This is a genomic window from Shinella sp. SUS2 (genome assembly GCF_001262505.1).
Classification (GTDB): Bacteria; Pseudomonadota; Alphaproteobacteria; order Rhizobiales; family Rhizobiaceae; genus Shinella.
Map to the genome: position 1 here is coordinate 1 of NZ_KQ410775.1, position 17,197 is coordinate 17,197.

17 protein-coding genes and 2 pseudogenes are annotated in these 17,197 nt (G+C 59.6%); 9 read left to right on the forward strand and 10 right to left on the reverse strand.

The features are described from left to right. Positions 1-75 precede the first annotated feature (75 nt). Entirely contained in the window at positions 76-708 is a 633-nt protein-coding gene (locus AKG11_RS32050; RefSeq protein WP_050746927.1) for a class I SAM-dependent methyltransferase, read from the reverse strand. A gap of 185 nt (positions 709-893) precedes the next feature. Between AKG11_RS32050 and AKG11_RS32055 the strand changes: the two genes are divergently transcribed. Further along, the gene (locus tag AKG11_RS32055; RefSeq protein ID WP_156334205.1) at positions 894-2,075 is read left to right on the forward strand and encodes a hypothetical protein; all 1,182 of its coding nucleotides are present in this window, start codon (positions 894-896) and stop codon (positions 2,073-2,075) included. A gap of 78 nt (positions 2,076-2,153) precedes the next feature. Here AKG11_RS32055 and AKG11_RS34085 read toward each other — a convergent pair whose 3' ends face one another. From AKG11_RS34085 to AKG11_RS32075, 4 genes are all read right to left on the reverse strand, one after another. Next, positions 2,154-3,335, reverse strand: coding sequence for a calcium-binding protein (locus AKG11_RS34085; protein ID WP_082342916.1), 1,182 nt, complete (start codon positions 3,333-3,335; stop codon positions 2,154-2,156). Between the two features lie 226 nt (positions 3,336-3,561). Beyond that, entirely contained in the window at positions 3,562-3,870 is a 309-nt protein-coding gene (locus AKG11_RS32065) for a hypothetical protein (RefSeq protein ID WP_050746930.1), read from the reverse strand. Next, positions 3,870-4,553 carry a ParA family protein gene (locus tag AKG11_RS32070; protein WP_050746931.1) on the reverse strand — a complete coding sequence of 228 codons (684 nt, stop codon included), beginning with the start codon at positions 4,551-4,553 and terminating at the stop codon, positions 3,870-3,872. Before AKG11_RS32070 ends, AKG11_RS32065 begins: the two co-directional genes overlap by 1 nt. Before the next feature lie 429 nt (positions 4,554-4,982). Further along, on the reverse strand, positions 4,983-5,900 hold the full coding sequence (locus AKG11_RS32075; protein ID WP_050746932.1) for a HEPN domain-containing protein: 918 nt from the start codon (positions 5,898-5,900) through the stop codon (positions 4,983-4,985). A gap of 584 nt (positions 5,901-6,484) precedes the next feature. Here AKG11_RS32075 and AKG11_RS32080 point away from each other — a divergent pair. The 4 genes from AKG11_RS32080 to AKG11_RS32095 all read left to right on the forward strand — a co-directional run bounded on the left by AKG11_RS32080 (position 6,485) and on the right by AKG11_RS32095 (position 9,963). Beyond that, positions 6,485-6,955 carry a MobC domain-containing protein gene (locus AKG11_RS32080; protein WP_050746933.1) on the forward strand — a complete coding sequence of 157 codons (471 nt, stop codon included), beginning with the start codon at positions 6,485-6,487 and terminating at the stop codon, positions 6,953-6,955. Between the two features lie 391 nt (positions 6,956-7,346). Further along, positions 7,347-9,134, forward strand: a complete 1,788-nt coding sequence (locus AKG11_RS32085; protein ID WP_050746934.1) for a relaxase/mobilization nuclease domain-containing protein — start codon at positions 7,347-7,349, stop codon at positions 9,132-9,134. 260 nt (positions 9,135-9,394) lie between these two features. After that, positions 9,395-9,667 (forward strand): CopG family ribbon-helix-helix protein, encoded by a 273-nt coding sequence (locus AKG11_RS32090; RefSeq protein ID WP_050746935.1) that lies wholly within the window; start codon positions 9,395-9,397, stop codon positions 9,665-9,667. Between the two features lie 26 nt (positions 9,668-9,693). Next, the gene (locus AKG11_RS32095) at positions 9,694-9,963 is read left to right on the forward strand and encodes a type II toxin-antitoxin system RelE/ParE family toxin (RefSeq protein ID WP_336620645.1); all 270 of its coding nucleotides are present in this window, start codon (positions 9,694-9,696) and stop codon (positions 9,961-9,963) included. A 247-nt stretch (positions 9,964-10,210) separates the two neighbouring features. On the opposite strand, the gene AKG11_RS32100 is transcribed toward AKG11_RS32095, so the two are convergent. Continuing rightward, positions 10,211-10,912 (reverse strand): L-lactate permease, encoded by a 702-nt coding sequence (locus tag AKG11_RS32100; protein WP_082342918.1) that lies wholly within the window; start codon positions 10,910-10,912, stop codon positions 10,211-10,213. An 81-nt stretch (positions 10,913-10,993) separates the two neighbouring features. On the opposite strand from AKG11_RS32100, the gene AKG11_RS34090 reads away from it, so the two are divergent. The 4 genes from AKG11_RS34090 to AKG11_RS32115 are packed head-to-tail and all read left to right on the forward strand — an operon-like array spanning position 10,994 to position 14,044. Continuing rightward, positions 10,994-11,416, forward strand: a complete 423-nt coding sequence (locus tag AKG11_RS34090; RefSeq protein WP_064334523.1) for an IS66-like element accessory protein TnpA — start codon at positions 10,994-10,996, stop codon at positions 11,414-11,416. Then, positions 11,413-11,757, forward strand: a complete 345-nt coding sequence (tnpB, locus tag AKG11_RS32105; protein ID WP_050746938.1) for an IS66 family insertion sequence element accessory protein TnpB — start codon at positions 11,413-11,415, stop codon at positions 11,755-11,757. Before AKG11_RS34090 ends, tnpB begins: the two co-directional genes overlap by 4 nt. Positions 11,758-11,804: 47 nt before the next feature. Beyond that, positions 11,805-13,457, forward strand: a complete 1,653-nt coding sequence (locus tag AKG11_RS32110) for an IS66 family transposase (protein WP_050746941.1) — start codon at positions 11,805-11,807, stop codon at positions 13,455-13,457. Between the two features lie 2 nt (positions 13,458-13,459). Beyond that, positions 13,460-14,044, forward strand: coding sequence for a plasmid pRiA4b ORF-3 family protein (locus AKG11_RS32115; protein ID WP_050746939.1), 585 nt, complete (start codon positions 13,460-13,462; stop codon positions 14,042-14,044). 169 nt (positions 14,045-14,213) lie between these two features. Here AKG11_RS32115 and AKG11_RS35925 read toward each other — a convergent pair. From AKG11_RS35925 to AKG11_RS35590, 4 genes and pseudogenes are all read right to left on the reverse strand, one after another. Beyond that, positions 14,214-14,441 (reverse strand): annotated as a pseudogene (locus AKG11_RS35925) (transposase); the annotation flags it as partial. 33 nt (positions 14,442-14,474) lie between these two features. Further along, positions 14,475-15,356: an IS21-like element ISRel3 family helper ATPase IstB gene (gene istB / locus AKG11_RS32125; RefSeq protein WP_050746940.1), complete on the reverse strand. Its 882-nt coding sequence runs from the start codon at positions 15,354-15,356 to the stop codon at positions 14,475-14,477. Further along, the gene (gene istA / locus AKG11_RS32130; protein ID WP_050746942.1) at positions 15,353-16,612 is read right to left on the reverse strand and encodes an IS21 family transposase; all 1,260 of its coding nucleotides are present in this window, start codon (positions 16,610-16,612) and stop codon (positions 15,353-15,355) included. Before istA ends, istB begins: the two co-directional genes overlap by 4 nt. A gap of 143 nt (positions 16,613-16,755) precedes the next feature. Next, positions 16,756-17,197: pseudogene (locus tag AKG11_RS35590) on the reverse strand (winged helix-turn-helix domain-containing protein); the annotation flags it as partial.

Sequence of the window (17,197 nt, forward strand, 5' to 3'; positions counted from 1 at the left end):
TCATCGCCCACATTCGCCTGATCACAAGGCGACTTGCAAGGTACCGATATCGTTGAAGGCTTTTCGAGTCAGACTCTAAGTCCTGCGCATCAACACCCGGGCGATATGCGCGTCGTCGTTGCGATACTTCGCGTAGCCGAAGCCTTCCGTGAAATAGACCGGGGAGAAACCGAATTTCGCAGCGCGGGACAGGAAGTCGAGCGGCGGAATGAACCGGCGGTAATGGCTGTCGGTGACTTTCGTCTGCTGAGCGTCCCGGTCGGTTCTGAACTCGATCGCCAAGAGGTCGAGATTGGTGAGGTTCGCTGCCGTCTTGAGGAAGGCCAGCTCGGCTTCTTCCGGGATCGCATGCAGGAAGAAGCGGGCGTAAACGACGATCCGTCCCGTGGTTGCTGCTGAAATCTTCGCCGACAGTTCCGGGTCATCGACACTGCAGCACAGGAAGGATGCCCGATCGACGCCCCGTTCCTCTGCTGTGCGCTGGCAGAGCGAGACGGCGGCCGAGGAGGCATCAACGCCGAGAACGTTGAAACCGGCATTTGCGAAAAAGAGGCTGTCCCGCCCGCTTCCGCAGCCAATGTCGACGACGGTCGAGTCTGCCGCAACTTCCAATGCGACGAAGGCTGCGAACTGCGATGGAATATTGGGAACCGGAGATGTCCGTGCGCCGTAGTATCGGTTCCAGTATTCCGCTGTGGTTTCGGTCATAAATCGTTTCCCAGAAGGTTCTTGCCTATTGAAAAGGTGCAGTCGGCAGGTTTGATCAGAGGGTCATTCGAACCTCTCTTCTCCAGCATTTTACGGCTGAGTGGAAGCACCTTTGTCACAGAACTGTAACAGAAAATCGATAGGACGGCGGCCCGCCTGCGAGGCGTTGCCGAGCGAGTTCATGCGTGCAAGGTCATGTGGGCGGCTTGCTAAAAGAGGTGACGCTGCCGCCCTGCCCCGCTATATCGCGCGGCGTTGACTGGTTCGTTCTTGGAAGTGGTGGGGATCAAGTGCTTTATCTTTTGGCGGGCAACGGGGCACCCAATTTTGGCGACGAGCTACTCGTCCAGTACTGGCTGAGGTTCTACCGGGAGCTTGGCTATGACGGACCGATCACCGTGGATGGCAAGGGCGCATCGGCGACGGCTGCGCTGTTGCGCAACTTTGCAAATGTAGATTACGTCAAGACCATTCCGCGGCATGCCGACGGGGTGCAGGGCTCCTATGCGGGTTTCTACGAGCAGGGCGTGGAATATGCCCGTGCCAACCTTGCCAAATTCAAAGGCGTTCGCGGCTTCCATTTCCTCGGAGGCGGATATGCCTGCGCCAACTGGAAGAACGCGACGCGGTTGTTGGGTGCCGTCGTGGAGATCGGCCGCTGTCTGTCCGTTCCGGTTGTCGCGACCGGTCTGGGTATTGCCCCTTTCAAGAAGGTCTACCCTGTCGGCGCTGCGGCCTGGCGGAACATCGTCGAGGGATGCCAGATCTTCGAATGCCGGGACACAGCAAGTGTCGAGGCTCTGCAATCCATCATCGGGGACTCCCCTTCCCTGACGGAGGGATTCGATGACGCATTCCTCTATCCCGTCCAGACCACCCGGCATTCAGGGCGGTGGCTGCATCTTTCCGGCTTTAGTGCAAAGTCCGTGCTCGGGCCGACGGGCGAGGAAGGGCCGAAACTGTTCGACCAGTTCGACAAGGTCGTGTTTTGGGCCTGCTCGAACGGAGACGTAGAACTGTACCAGGCGGTGGCCACGCAGTTCCCGCAGGTCGAGATGCTGGACAATGACCGTCTTTTGAACACGGGTCTGCCACTGGAGGCCGATGACTTCATGCTGACGGGGCGGTTCCATCCCCATCTCCAGGCGGCACGGGTCGGCTTAACGGGCTATTATACCGCGCAGTCCGACTTCTATCGCATGAAGCACGGTTTGGTGACGGAACTCGGTTCGAACTTCCGTCGATTGCGGGGCAGCCTTGAAATCTTCACGATGCCGGAGTGTGAAATCCGGCATCGGGACAAGGACCGCGTGGAGCAGAAAAGAAAGGTTGCTATGCGGGTGGCAAACCTGATCGGGCTTGTATAGTCCGTAGGGGGCATAGCAGCCTTCCCTATAGGTAATCTGTGCGGCCGGTGTGATCTAACATGGTAGCTGGGGCTACACTCACAGGAACCAATCGGATTTGACATCTTCAAGCGCGATGCCAAGCAGTGTCACGCTTCCGCCGCCGGACAATTCAAGCACGGTGTCACCATCTGCATTTTCGACGGCAGTGTAGGTTTGCCCGTTGAGCTTGATGAGATCGTGGTCTGCCTCGAAGCCGCGAATGACATCATCGCCTTCTTTCTTTCCGAAGACGAAGGTATCTATACCGAGGCCACCGGAAAGTTCGTCGTTGCCCAAGCCACCGTCGAGCACGTCCCTTCCTGCACCACCGAAGAGCGAGTCGTTGCCTCGGTTTCCGAACAGTTCGTCATTACCGAGGCCGCCGGAAAGCTTGTCGTGGCCTGCGCCACCATAGAGCTCGTCGTTGCCGACGCTGCCGTTCAACACGTCATTACCGTTCGCGCCCTTCAAGAAGTCGTCGTCGGCGCCGCCTTTAAGTGTGTCTTTTCCCGCGCCGCCGTAGAGGAAGTCATTACCAGCGCCACCATCCAAAAGATCATTCCCAACGCCGCCGTATGCGATGTCATTCCCGTCGTCGCCAAAGATATTATCGTCTCCTTGTTCGCCGTAGAGCGCGTCGGACTGGTTACCACCGTTGATCCGGTCGTCACCCAGGCCGCCCTTGACAATGTCGTTGTTCCCGCCGGCGGAAATTGTATCGTCCCCCAGCAACCCATAAATGATGTTTCTCCCATCAGTGCCGTTTAAAACATCATCTGCGTTTGTGCCCCTGATTTGGGTGGGAAGAGTCTTTTGGTGGCTTGGTGTTTCCCAGTTGAGTTGCGTTTCCCAAGTGAATTTTAATTTAATAAACTCATTTGGATTGGTGTCAAGGTTGTCAACTTCCGGGCCCATAGTATATATTAGGTTTATTGTTCCGTCATTTATGATGTTTTCCCAATCTGAGTATGCTATATTTAAGTTACTTGTCGTGTTCTGAGATTGTATTCCTTGAAATTTACCTAGTTCATATCCATCTATGCTTACTGAAAACCATTCATCAGGATACAGAGTTGTGAGGTCGCCAAAATCACCAAGAAAATCGACCTGGACTTCTGCGTCTCCAACAGTGTTACGCGTTACGGAGACGAGTGTGTCTCCTAAGACCTTGTTTCTGGAATCTCCTGTGTCGGCAAATCCTAGTATCTCGCTTGTTACTTCGGTCGTTACCGTATCCATAGTAGCCTCCAACCGATGGTGAGTTGTCGGAGAAATCTAAGAGATTACGTAACGAGTATCTTATTTGCGTATGCGTCTATTCTGGCCATCTGTTTGCAGTAAATGGGCATAAAACAGGGAGCATGTTGCGTGAGAGGAGTAGAATGCTGCCGGGTAGCGACGACAGTTTGACGTACACGATTTTACCCTCTTCGTACCCAGCATTGCCGATTAGAAGGAGAGGGTTTTAGATCCCCGCCTTCCGCATCAACTCATCCAGTGCCTCGCCGTACGACATTCCAGTGTCGTTGCAATATTGCTTAAACCTGTTGATGACATCGATCGGCGCACGCACGAAAGCCTGGTCCAAGGGCTCGCTTGTCTTGCGGATGCGCTTGATCCTTTGGACCGGCTCGCGGCTTTGGAAGCCGGCCCGCTCGGCTGCGCGATCGGAGGCCTCCTGTTCGGCCTGTGGCGGCGCCTTTTCCGCGGGGCGGGGTGCGAAGCCGGAGAGATCGAGTTTCTTCGGTTTTCCAAATCCGAGATCGCTGGACATTACGCTGCCCTTTCCGTCGAGGCGCCACGAAGGAGTTCGAGTACCTCCTCCGTCAACTGAACGGCATTGTCGATTGCAGCTTCCAGGCCGTTCACCTGCCTGGCGTCGAGTTCGAAGAGGCTGAGCCGTTCCATGAACATGGCGTTATAGGCTTCGCGGCGATAAAGATGGGTGCCGAGAACTGGTAGGTCATTGCTTCGCATCTGATCTGCGATCTCTCGCTCGATACGCCGTGTGAATGGCGGAGGGCTTGTGCGATTGAAGGCGAGCGTGAAGTTTAGCTTACGCCCGATGTCCTCCTCACTTTCCCGCACCAGACCGACGGCCCGTGCGGCCTGCTTGGCGTCGAGAGCACTGCCGCCCAAAGGTATCAGGGTGAGATCCGCGCGAATAATTGCGCGTGATGCAAGGCGGCTTGCTGTACCTTCGAGATCGACGAAGACAAATTGTGCCTCGGCTGCGGCGGTGTTGATGAGGTCGCGGATATTGCCTTCCGTCGCCTCGCTGATGACCTTGATCGGAAGATTGCTCTTTCCCGTTCGCCAGTCGGTGATCGGTTTGTTGGGGTCGGCATCGATGATCGTGACGGATCCGCCCTGCTGAGCGAGGGTCGAGGCTATGGCCAGGATGGTCGTCGATTTACCCGCGCCCCCCTTGGGGTTGGCTGCGCACACTACCGGCATGGCTCGTCTCCTATTGATTATCAAGCGTACCTGATAGCTTGAATGCATGAATGATTTGTGAAAGCTATCAGATAGCATTCATATCGCAACTGAATAGCAATTTAGATTGCAATATGCATGCTATCTGAAATCAATCTTACTTGATATCTATCCCGCTATCATAGCTCATGCTCCTGCGTGGCAAGAATGAAGTGCTTCGGCTTGGTTGCCTGGGAGCGGCCTGGGCTGCTGGCAGTCAGCGAATAGGTGGCTATGCGGTTAAGCGCATCGCTCAATAAGCCATTGCGCGATCGGGCGATTCACCGGTCTCCGAATTAGTGACGCGGCGTGAGCCGCACCCGCCGGGAGGCGAGCACGGTTCCACGTTACGCTATAGAGAGCTGGAGGGGCGCCAGTGAAAGGCCTCGGTGCACGGCACCTGGCTTGTACTCATGGTGCGCCCGGTTTGTTCCCGTCGAGTCGCTCCGTGCAGATCTTGGCCACGGCTTTTTGCAACATGGTCACGCGATCGATCAACCAGACCAATTCCTCGTTGGTTATTTCGTAGGCCGGGGAGTAGCGCGCATCGACATAGGCGCGATCAAGGCGGGCAAAGCTCCGCTTAGCGAACCGGCTATCGCGCGGCCAGATGCCGATGAGTTGCGGTGCGATCCTTTCTGCCTGGGAGCGAAGGAAGGTTAGATTGTGGGATTTTGGGCTGTAGAGGGCCAGGACGAGCAGGGTGCAATGATAGAGGCGTTCGGTCGTTTGATGCAGATCGAATGCAGCTTCCTTGACGTAACCTCGCCTTATGGCTTCCTGCGCTATCTCGAGACGGCGGATGGCACTTGGGAACCAATGCTCAAAATAGGTGCGCGCTTGGTCGAGGGCTTCTTTCGGTGCAAGGATCTTCGGCAAGGCGAGAGGAAAGCCGGAGGCTTCGTAGAGCACTACGCCGTCGCGGGCGATGTCGACGAAAAATGGGCGGCCCTGGGCGAGCTGGTCGTTAACATCCTGATAGCTGTGGACGATGAAATTGACAGGCGTGGCGAGTCGGCGGGTAATGGTCAGCTCCTGCAAGAACCGTTCTCCAGCCTTCTCCCAAGCTTCATACTGTTCGGCAAAGCGTTCCTCGTTGACGATGATGAGAAGGTCATAGTCGGAAAGATAGCCGCTCTTGCGATCTTCTACCCAATCGCCGCGCGCATAGGAGCCGAACAGGATCAGCTTGAGGATGCGGCCACGTTTGGCTTTGTCGGAGAGTTTTGTTTTCAGGGCCTCTTCAAATTCCCCGAACAGGATTTGCGCGGTGCGCTCCAGTTCGCGGCGCTTCCTGTCAGGTAGATGGGTGAGACGATCGGATAGCATCAGAATCTACCCATTTTCGCGGTGTGAGTAAGGGCGACACTCGATGGTTGGTTCATGATCTCTTGCATATCTGATTTCGATGCTCGCCGTCTTGGAAAACAGAGCATTGGTACGGTAACTCTTGTAGCCTAACGACATAAACCTTGGCTTGGGTTTTTCGCGCCATGGAGATGGCCGGGGTTGCGACCGTTGGAGAAAACAAAACGGCAATGTAGTCGACCATTCAACGGTGGATGTTGGAAATAAATTATAATTAGTCAACTGCGCCGGCGGAACCTGCATACAGGCAACTTCCCTCAGGAGTAACGATTGATCATTACCCGTTGCCAACGGTTAATGGGCAGTCATCAATTGCCCGTTGATAATGGGGAACAAGATCGCGGTTAATTGTCAGTTATTAATGGATAATTGACCGTTTCCAGTGGTATCGCAGGCAACGAGCGCGTTAACAACGGGTAATTGCTCACGCCAAAGTGTTCGGGTTATCCGGGGTCGTTGCGATGTATGTAGCGAGAACGTCCGGTTGTGCGAGGTTGCTCAAAAAGATTAATTATAGTTTATATCTTGTGGCAGGATAGTCAAGTTTGTGGTACAAACTCGACGTCGCTCCGCCTCTGGCAGGGCAGTGGTTCGCGCCTCTGGCGCTCTGGGTCGCCTCCGGCAACCTGGCAAGCGGGAAGGAAGACATGCGGAGCGAGGTGGTGAGGGTCCGACTGCAGCCGGAGGAGCGCAAGGCGCTCGCCGCGCTTTGCGGGGACAGCCGCACCGCCAGCGACGTCATCCGGCTGCTGTTTCGCGACCGGGCCGGCCTTCCGCTTCCGGTCGGGCCGGCTGAGGCAGACGCCCTGCGTGGCACCAATGAAGAACTTCGCCGCATCGGCATCAACCTCAACCAGGCGGTCAGGGCGATGAACGAGGGGCGGGTCGGGTACGAGCCGCATCTCGACGCCGCGCTGCGCAGGCTTCTCGACGGCGTGTTTCGCCTGCGCGCCGATATCGACCTGATGCTGCGGATCAGCCGCAAGGAGCGGAAGGGAGCTGGTCATGGCGCATGACTGGACCGGACTGCTCGTCGAGATCGAGGCACTTACCGTCCGCCGCGCCTCGTCGCTGGTAGACGGGGAAGAGGAACTGCGCCGGCCGCGGGCCAGTGGTGTCGCTCCGTCGGCCAGGGAACCGGGACAACGCTTTGTTCCCACAGGGATGGCGAAAAAAGTATCGCCCTCGGGCTTGGATTCCTCACGCGAGCCGACGATCGCATCCATCTTGCAGGCCCCAAAGGGATCGCAGCAGGGCGTTATTGCGCTGGTCGGTTCCCTGGGGGCCCCCGGCCGCGATCGTGACGATGAAGACGAGCCGAGGGCATCGGCCGGCGGGGGAGGGGGCGGCGGTTCCGCCGCGAGCGCCCAGCGCGCGCCTCGGCCGACTGCCCCGCAACAGGCGGCGATGGATCGGGCTTCGGCAGAAGCGGTAAGCCGGGCGGCTATTGCCGCCGGCGCACAGCCTGTCGTCATCAAAGTGACGTCCACCGTGTCCAGCCGCGCGTCGGCCGCCGGCCTGATGACCTATCTCGGCACGCGCGAGGTCGAAAAGGAAAGCGGCGAGAAGGGCACGGTCGACATTGCGATCTACGATCAGGACGGTATTGCCATTTCCAGCCGGGAGGACCGGGCGGCAGCGCTCGCCGAATGGACTGCTGATTTCCGCGAGGCTTATGCGGTTAACGCGGCCGCCACCTTCTCCATGATGCTTGTCGATGATGTCGATGATGCGGCCCTACACGACGCTCTGAACGTCGCCTTCAGCTCGAAACCCTTCCTATACTCCCGGCATCCGGACGGCAAGGTCTCGGTCTATGCGGTGACGGATCTGCCGGCCAAGAAGATCGCTGGCGCGCTGAAGGTTCGCGAGAAAGGCGAGGGGCCGGCACGAGCCGTCGAGAATGCGGAGGCCAATTTCGTGCGCCGGCTGGCCGACGCCGGTGTCTCAGCCGAGGTGCACATTCTCGGCGCGTCCGTCTCGGAGAAATCCGGCCGTTACTTCCTGGAAAAATTCCTGCGCACGGAGAAGGTCATCACCACCAGCGAAGGCGATTCGGTCAAGTTTGGTTCCAGCGTCAAGGAAAAGGCCGACGTCATCTGGCGGGCCTGGTCCTCGCATATTCGCACCGTCGAGCCGCGCAACGCTTTCCACATTATCTTCTCGGCGCGGGCCGGGACCGATCCGGAAGCGATGACCCGCGCTGTTCGGGATTTCCTCAGCGAGCAGGTCGCCGGCCATCGCTGGACTACGGCGCATCACGCGGAGACCGGCCATGTTCATGTCCATGCGATGATCTCGGCGCGCGACGATGTCGGCAAGGCGCTGCGGCTGACCAAGCCGGAACTCTACGAATGGCGCGAGCGGTTTGCGGCCAAGGCACGCGAGCACGGCATTGCCATGGTCGCCACCCGCCGCTCGGATGTTGCGGCCACCAGGCCTTATAGTCAGGCGCAGGCTGGAGCCTATGAGCGTGGCCGGCAAGACCATCGCTATCTCAAGACATCGGCTCTTACCAATCGCGTCGAGCGAAAGCGCGCCGGCGTCGTCGATCGAGCGTCGCTCACCAACGGGAATCTGGCGCTTGTCTCGAAATGGCGGGCGACGGCGAGCGCCCTGAAGCGGGCCGGCGCGGAGCCATCCGTGATTGCGGCAGCCGGCCGGTTCGCAGCTGCGGCGGGCGGCAAGGATATGCCGGCGGTGGGACGGAGGGAGTTGAGTGGCCCCCTCCAGCAGCAGAAGGAAACGGCCATGCCGCTTTCGCTTGAACAGTTTGACGCGCGCGTCTTGCGGGCGAACAAATCAATGGATCGCCTGGAGATGACAGCTGGCAGCAGTGCCGAGCGCCAGGCAATCGAGGTGATGCGCAAGGAGATCTCCGCGCTCTTTGCCGAGCAGCGCTGCGATATAGAAAGGCAGCAGGTGCGATCGGTCACCGAGACCGTGGGGAACGGGGGAAGGCCGCCGGCGCCCCGTACCACGGAGGCACGCGCAGAAGGGCGAGCAGTGCCACCGGCGGCCGATCCCGCCATTGCCGCCCAGCAGCAGGCGATTGCCGCCGGACGTGCTGCCCGTGCCGCGCGGGAGCAGGCCGGCGCTGCCAAGGAGGTTCAAGACGAGCACCGCCAGCAGGTTCTTCGCCAGGCGGAGCAGAAACGCCTCCGCGACAATGACCGGGATGGAGCGGAACGCTAGGTGAGTGGGCATCCTGGCGCGCGGCTATGCCATCCCGCGTTCAAGCGTTTCCAGATGCTTGAGACAAGCCGCCTTGACCAACTCCACCAGGAGGGCAGCCCGATCTCCAAGTCAGATGAGTGCTTCTGTGCGAGGGCCGGGGTGCTCAGTGGTGAGCCTTCCTATCGCGTTCGTTTTTGCCAACAGCCTCCGCATGGACAGCTCGGCAGAGAAGAACTACATTATTACTAGGTATTACTGAGTGATAAGAGGTTCTGGATATGGCGACATCCCTCAAGATTGATGATGGGCTGAAAAGCCGCGTCCAGCAGCTTGCCAGCCAGCGCAGGCGCTCGGCGCACTGGATCATGCTGGAAGCAATCCAGCAGTATGTAGACCGCGAGGAAGCGCAAGAGAGCTTCAAACAGGAAGCCCTGGCGTCCTGGGAAGCCTATAAGGAAACAGGCCGGCACCTGACCTGCCAGGAAGTCCGAGCCTGGTTGAACAGCTGGGGCACCGATGATGAAGAAGCGATGCCTGAGTGCCACAAGTAATTGTCACAGAGGGTGCGGCCACGGGGTTGGCGCGCTGCCGGCAGTTTCTGTCCACGAAAGCCCCGGAAGCTGTCAGGCGAGCCGGCCAGGCTATCGAGCGGCAACTCTTGCTCCTGGAAAGGACGCCGGACATAGGTCGGCCTCTCCCTGAAAGGCCGGAGCTACGTGAGTTGGTGATAGCGTTCGGGGATTCCGGCTACGTTGCATTGTATCGCCACGAACCAACCGACGATACGGTGTATGTGCTGGCCTTCAGGCATCAGAAAGAAGGGGCTATTGAACGGCGTGACACTTAGGATTTCCGAGCCCGCCGTAGAGCTGCCACCACCCTCCTGCTCCCAACTTTATGGCCCTCATCCCGGGGTGCTTTGCCAAATGGCCCGATCGCACAGCCGTGCTGCGATCAAGTGTACCCTGTATGGCGTCAGGCCTTCGGGGAGGGGCGGTGTACCGGATGCTGATGCGGCCATGACAGTGCGAGCCCGCTCTTCGCAATCCGGCGTCATCTCCAGTTGCCCACGGTTCCCGCCAATGACGGCTGCGCTAGCGCCCACCCATTATGACGTTGATCGCCGCGAGTATTGCAACCACGGTGAGCGCGACCAGAAGGATTATCATCTGGCACCAGCGCCGATCATTGGCGACGCCTGCCGGCGACAACTCAATGGCCATTTCAATCTTGCCGGGCGAAGCCATCAGGAGAAAGGCGGCGGCAACATTGTGGACCGCCATGAACCACAACACATCGACGCCGAGCGAGCGGGCGATTTCAGCCTGCGTGGCGGCAAACATCGCATTTGCCCCGCTGTTGGAGCCGGTGACGAAGCCGCCTACAGCGCCGACGAAGGGGGCCGCCGCCAGATAGGCCGTTCCAGTTCCCGCCAGCGTTCGCGCCAGATAGGCGGCCATGCCCGAGGCCGCCATGAGGATGCCCAACACGATGAACAGGCCCGTGACAGGCGCGACTTGCAACCATGACGCCCATGCCCGCCGCAGCGGTTGGACCGGCGACTGTCCGCGTGCGAACCAGAGGGTTGCGATAAACAGCCAGAGCGCGGGTGAAGCGAGGTAGCGCCAGCCTTCGGGCAGGCTCGCAAGGCGGATGATCGCGCTTGCCGCCAGCACTCCGCCCAGCAACACGGCATAGCTGCCAAGGCCTGTACGCATCCGGGGAAGGACGCCTTGCTGTTTTGAGAATTTTGGTGAGGCTCCGGCTATATCGACGTCAATATAGCCNGTACGCATCCGGGGAAGGACGCCTTGCTGTTTTGAGAATTTTGGTGAGGCTCCGGCTATATCGACGTCAATATAGCCAGTGTTTTACCCATGGATATCATTCGCAGCGGTCGCCCGCAGATCAGTCGGCTGGAGATTGTAGAGAAAGGTCGTCGCCGGCACTTTAGTGACGAAGCCAAGCTGGCGATTGTCGCGGAGAGCTATAGCGGACCCCAGCAGGTATCGGCGACGGCTCGTCGCCATGAGATTACGCGCTTTCAGTTGAATAGCTGGCGCAAGGCGGTGCGGGAAGGACGGCTCGGGGGTGGTTCATTGGCTGGTTTCGTTCCCGTTGTTGCGGATTATGACGCGGCGGCCGAGCATCCTGTTCCGGTTGCTGATCTGGAGCCTTCGGCGTCTGGTTCTGGTCGCATGGAGGTCGTGATCGCGAACGGCCGGCGCGTTGTTGTCGACCGTGATGTCGATGTGGATGCGTTGCTGCGGATCGTCCGTGGCCTTGAGGGGCTGGAATGATCGCGATCCCGACAGGTGTTCGGGTTTGGCTTGCGACGGGCTATACGGATATGCGGTGTGGGTTCCCGTCGCTGGCGCTGCGGGTGCAGGAGGTGCTGAAGCATGACCCGTTGGGTGGCCACCTGTTCTGCTTCAGAGGCAAGCGCGGCGATCTGGTCAAGATCGTTTGGCACGATGGTCAGGGTGCCTGCCTGTTTACGAAAAAGCTGGAACGAGGAAGGTTCATTTGGCCTTCGGCCGAAGGTGGCGCGGTGGCAATCTCGTCGGCACAGCTCTCCTACCTGCTCTCCGGAATTGATTGGCGCGCGCCTCAGGAAACTTGGCGACCAACGCGAGTATGATTGCATTTAAGCATTGAGATTATTGGGAAATCTGGTTGAATGTCGTCATGACATTGCCGCCGCTTTCCCTGCCTTCGGACCTTACCAGCGCCCATGCGGCGCTGCTGGCCGAGCGCGCGGCGCGTGTGCAGGCCGAGGCGGAAGCCGCCAATGCAAAGGCGCGGTTGTCGAGCACCGAGGCGCTGATCGCACATCTGCAATTACTGATCGGCAAGCTGGAACGGGCCAAGCACGGGCCGAGTCGTGAGCGCACCCAGCGGCTGATCGACCAGTTGGAATTGCAGCTCGAAGAACTCGCCGCGTCGGCGACCGAGGACAAACTGGCGGCCGAAGAGGCCACGGCCAAAACGCAGGCGGTGCGTGCCTTCACGCGTAAACGGCCAGTGCGCCAGCCCTGGCCGGAGGATATCGAGTGCGAGCGCATCGTCCTCGACGCGCCGACAGCCTGCGCTTGCTGTGGTGGATCGCGGCTATCGAAGCTGGGCGAGGACATCACGAGAACGCTGGAGGAGATCCCGCGCCGCTTCAAGGTGATCGAGACGGTGCGCGAAAAATTTACCTGCCGCGATTGTGAGGCGATCAGCCAGGCTCCCGCGCCGTTCCATGCCACACCGCGCGGCTTTATTGGCCCGAACCTTCTGGCGACGATCGTCTTCGACAAGTTCGGGCAGCATATCCCGCTGAACCGGCAGCGCACCCGGTTCAAATGCGAGGGCATCGACCTGTCGACCCAGACGTTGGCCGATCAGGTCGGCCACGTCGCCTTCGCCCTCAAACCGGTCTTCGACCTGATCGAGACGCATGTGTTCCAGGCCGAGCGGCTTCACGGCGACGACACGACGATCCCGATCCTGGCAAAGGGCCAATGCACGACCGGGCGAATATGGGTTTACGTGCGTGACGATCAGCCATTCGCCGGGCCTGCACCACCGGCTGCGGTCTTCTATGCTTCCAGCGATCGGCGCGGCGAGCACCCGCAACGGCATCTGGCCGACTTCAGCGGCATCCTTCAGGCTGATTGCTACAACGGCTTCAATCCGTTGTTCGACCGGACGAGAAAGCAAATGCCGGCAACGCCCGCCTTCTGCTTCGCCCATGCGCGCCGGAAGTTCTTCGAACTGGCCGATGTCGCGCGAAACGCCCGGCGCGGCAAAGGGGCCAAGCCGATCTCGCCGGCGGCCCTCGAAGCCGTCAAGCGCATCGATGCCCTGTTCGCCATCGAGCGCGATATCAACGGCCAGAGCGCGGCAGAGCGGCTTGCCGTCCGGCAGGAGAAGAGCAAGCCCTTGCTGAACGATATGGAGGAATGGTTGCGCGCCGAGCGGGGCGGCCTCTCGCGTTCATCGCCGGTGGCTGGGCCGATCGACTACATGCTGTCGCGCTGGGCCGACTTTGCCCGCTATGCCGACGACGGCAGGATCTGCATGACCAACAATTGCGCGGAAAGAGCGTTGCGCGGTGTGGCTTGCGGAAGAAAGGCCTGGCTCTTCGCCGGTTCCGACCGTGGCGCCGATCGCGCGGCCATCATGCTCACGCTCATCATGACCGCACGGCTGAATGACGTGGATCCCAAGGCTTGGCTCGCCGATATCCTTGCTCGTATCGCTGACCTGCCGATCTCGCGTCTGCCGGAATTGCTTCCGTGGGAGTGGAAGCGGCTACGCCAGGGTGAAAGTCCAGCCCTCATGCTGGCGGCCTGACGATGGCAGCTTCCCTGGTCCGTTTGAAGGTTACTCTTGATCATGTCGAACCAACGGTGATGCGGCGCATTGTCGTGCCCTGGCGCATCCGGCTCAGCCGATTGCATGAGGTCTTGCAAGCCGCGATGGGCTGGACGAATACCCACCTCTACGAGTTCCAGATCCGCGATGTCGGTTTTGGTTTGCCCGACCAGGAATGGGGGGATGGCCCAATCGATGCGCGCAAGGTCTCGCTCCTGTCGGCAATCCAGGACACCGGCGCGAAATCCTTCAAATACCACTACGACTTCGGTGACGGCTGGACGCACAGCATCAAGATCGAGCGCACGTTCCCCATCGTTGCGCTGGCAGACCCCATGCTGATCGAGGCGACGGGGCGCTGCCCGCCGGAAGACGTCGGCGGCCCTTGGGGATACCAGGAGTTCCGCGAGGCGCTTGCCGATCCCGCTCATGAGCGGCACGCCGAGCTTGCCGAATGGTGGGGCGCCAAAGACTTCGACCCGAACCATGCTGCGTTCGCCGACCTCAACAGAGCCGTTGAACACCTGGTCGCAAAATGGGCGCGTCGATCACGCCGGAAAACCTGACGGTCCGCTACGCCACGCCCCCCAACTCCGAACCGAACCTCACCACCATAAACCGGTTGGTTCTCATCCGCGCGCGCAGATACCGCGTGGCTGTTCGGATGCTTACNGAACCGAACCTCACCACCATAAACCGGTTGGTTCTCATCCGCGCGCGCAGATACCGCGTGGCTGTTCGGATGCTTACGTTTGATAACCAGTTGTCGCGCATGAAATGCCAGAGGTTTTCGACCGGGTTCAGCTCCGGCGATTTCGGCGGGAGTGGCAGAATGGTGATGTTTTCGGGCACGACGAGATTGTTGGACATGTGCCAGCCTGCCTGATCCATGATGAGGATAGCGTGCGCGTCGGCATCGACGTGTCGGGCGATTTCGGCCAGATGTGTCAATGCCGCGTGAATTTTCCCCAGAAGTGCCGAAGTAAAATTCCCCACTTATGCCGACGTGGACGTCAAGGAGAACTGAGGATTTTTCGGGGGCCGCCCGCGTGGCTTTTGAGGCGGGGCGAAAGCCGGTGGTGCGATGAGGGCTTTGGATCTGACATGCTCCGGCATGAGTTCGGCATGCTGGCGCAACCGGTAGCTGGATCCTTCGATCTGCACGACAACGGCGTGGTGAAGCAGTCTGTCGAGCAGCGCCGTTGCGACGACAGGATCGCCAAAGACATCGCCCCATTCTGCAAAGCCGCGGTTTGATGTCAGGATCATTGCCCCCCGTTCGTATCGTGCATTGACGAGTTGGAAGAACAGATTGCCGCCGCCCGAGACGACCGGCAGATAGCCGATCTCATCGACGATCAGCAGGCTTGGCCTGCAGAAGAAGCGAATGCGCTCCTGGAGCCGACCTTCCCGTTCGGAACGCGCAAGCGAACCGATCAGGTCAGCGAGCGTCGTGAAGTACACGCTCTTTCCAGCTTTCACGGCTTCGACGCCCAGCGCTGTGGCAAGATGGCTCTTTCCCGTTCCCGGTGGGCCGAGGAAATGAACTGCCTCGTGACGGTCGACGAACCCGAGCTGCGCCAGGGTAAAGATGCGATCTCGGTCGAGCGAGGGTTGGAACGTAAAGTCGAAGCCGGCTAGCGTTTTGATCGTTGCAAGCCTGCCCATTCGCAGGGCGGTCTTGATGCGGCTGTTCTCGCGCAGCGTTAGTTCCTCGGACAGGAGGATGTCGATGGCCTCAAGTGCCGATAGTTCACCGTGCTCGAGGCGGCGCACGACATGGTCGAGAGCTTCCAGCGCCCGTGGCATCTTCAGGCCGACGAGATCATGACGGATGCGATCGATCATGGACGGAATGGCATCGAGGGTCGCGCTCATGGGCGGTTCTCCTGTGCCAGGACTTTGCCCACAGCGTCGTAAAAGGCGAGAGATCGCTGAAGTACGGTGTCGCCGGCAGGCTTGACGATAATGGCGTCGTCCCGTGTCCTGGACCGATGTTGCGGCACGAGTGCTCGTCGATGGTCAGGATGAACCCGGCGCTGTTTACGACCCTCCAGGACAGGATGGGCTGCGATCAGGATGCCGTTTTCGAAGATGCGGACCTCGTCGGCGAGAGAATGGACTTCCACCATTCGGCTTCGTGTAGCATCCGGAACGCTGTAGGTGTTTCCGCCGACGCTGACCATACCTTCGCGCGACACGCGGCGTTCCAGCTTCAGGACGGATTTGAACGGGGCCAGCGGTAATGGTCGCAGGTGCGGCCGTTCCTCGGCGAAGGCTTCATTGATGACGCGCAGGGTCGTGGCGTGCTTCCTTGGATTGGCGACGATATCCAGCCAATGCCGAAGCTGAGCATTCAAATCATCGAGGTTACGGAAAGATCGGGCGAGGAAGAAGTCTTCGCGAATATAACGGAATGGCCGCTCGACCTTGCCCTTGGTCTTGGCACGATACGGTTTGCAGGCCTTGGGATGGAATCCGTAATGGCGCGCCAGGTCTATGAGGGCACGGTTATAGACGATGCCCTCTGTCTGGCCTTCACCGATGACGGCCGTCTTCATCCGGTCGTAAAGCACCTCCCTGGGAGCGCCACCAAGAGCCTCGAAGGCCGCGATATGGCAACGCAGGACGGTCGGTAGGTTCTGATGCATGACGAAACGCGCCCAGATGAGGCGGCTATGACCCAGCACCATCGAGAACAGCCAGACGATCCTCGGCGTCATCGGTTCGTCGGTGAAAACGACGTGGAACTGGGCGAAGTCGACTTGGGCCTGCTCTCCGGGCGGCGTCTCGAAACGAACTTCGAAGCCCTGACTTGCAGCAGGGCGCACATCACGGAGAAAATCCGTCACAGCCGTGTAGCCGCCGGTATAGCCTCGCTCGCGCAGTTCTCGAAGCAATCGACTGCCGGTCAAACCGGGATAGGATTTGACCCGCTCCCGTAGGTATGAAGCGAACGGGTCGATAACCGTTGCCCGAGGCTTTCTTGGACCATAGGCCGGAGCTTCGAGGCCCCGCTCAATGTATTTGCGCACCGTCTTGCGATCGATACCGGTTTCTCTGGAAATTGCCGACACCGTCAGGCCCTGCTGATGCAGATCCAGGATCATGATCGTCTCCCTCAGCTTGATCACCAACATCCCCCTTCCGACCATCGGAAGGAGTATCGGCGATGACGCGCCGCCGGTCTTCCGGGGCGCGCCCCGGAAGACCGGCGGCCGCAGCACCTGGGGAAGATTCAAACGGCACTATTGGGGAGTATTGCTCCGGTACCGACAAGATGCTGGGTCATGGCGTAGGTGTCGCACCATGGCATGACCAGCGCCGCCGCCTTGCCGAGCTTCGGGCAGATTGCGCCGAAGATGTAGGCCGACCTTGTGCGCTGATCGTGCGGTGCTGAAGGCCGTGTTCCTCGCCTGGCCCATCGGCGGGTGATCTTGTTCTTTTGCCCGATACGGGCCTCATCCTGAAACCAAATCTCTATGCGTTTTCCTCGGGCCGCTCCAGCGGCAATCTCTGCCACTGCGGCAGGGAAGCTTTTTTAAAACCCTCAATGGCTTGAGGGTCTTGCGCGTGATGTTTGGGCCGAACAGCGAGCTTGCGATAGCCCATGGCCCGGACTTCGCGGCTGAGCGTCTGCTCGCTCACCGAAACGCGAAACTCCTCCCACAGCCATTGCGCCAGATCGCACAGACGCCAGCGAACGACGCCGTCCTGAA

Bases quoted from the DNA above. Each gene is read 5' to 3' on its own strand.
- AKG11_RS32050 (WP_050746927.1), bottom strand. From the start codon at position 708: ATGACCGAAACCACAGCGGAATACTGGAACCGATACTACGGCGCACGG.
- AKG11_RS34085 (WP_082342916.1), bottom strand. From the start codon at position 3,335: ATGGATACGGTAACGACCGAAGTAACAAGCGAGATACTAGGATTTGCC.
- AKG11_RS32065 (WP_050746930.1), bottom strand. From the start codon at position 3,870: ATGTCCAGCGATCTCGGATTTGGAAAACCGAAGAAACTCGATCTCTCC.
- AKG11_RS32070 (WP_050746931.1), bottom strand. From the start codon at position 4,553: ATGCCGGTAGTGTGCGCAGCCAACCCCAAGGGGGGCGCGGGTAAATCG.
- AKG11_RS32075 (WP_050746932.1), bottom strand. From the start codon at position 5,900: ATGCTATCCGATCGTCTCACCCATCTACCTGACAGGAAGCGCCGCGAA.
- AKG11_RS32085 (WP_050746934.1), top strand. From the start codon at position 7,347: ATGGATCGGGCTTCGGCAGAAGCGGTAAGCCGGGCGGCTATTGCCGCC.
- AKG11_RS32090 (WP_050746935.1), top strand. From the start codon at position 9,395: ATGGCGACATCCCTCAAGATTGATGATGGGCTGAAAAGCCGCGTCCAG.
- AKG11_RS34090 (WP_064334523.1), top strand. From the start codon at position 10,994: ATGGATATCATTCGCAGCGGTCGCCCGCAGATCAGTCGGCTGGAGATT.
- tnpB (WP_050746938.1), top strand. From the start codon at position 11,413: ATGATCGCGATCCCGACAGGTGTTCGGGTTTGGCTTGCGACGGGCTAT.
- AKG11_RS32110 (WP_050746941.1), top strand. From the start codon at position 11,805: ATGACATTGCCGCCGCTTTCCCTGCCTTCGGACCTTACCAGCGCCCAT.
- AKG11_RS32115 (WP_050746939.1), top strand. From the start codon at position 13,460: ATGGCAGCTTCCCTGGTCCGTTTGAAGGTTACTCTTGATCATGTCGAA.
- istB (WP_050746940.1), bottom strand. From the start codon at position 15,356: ATGAGCGCGACCCTCGATGCCATTCCGTCCATGATCGATCGCATCCGT.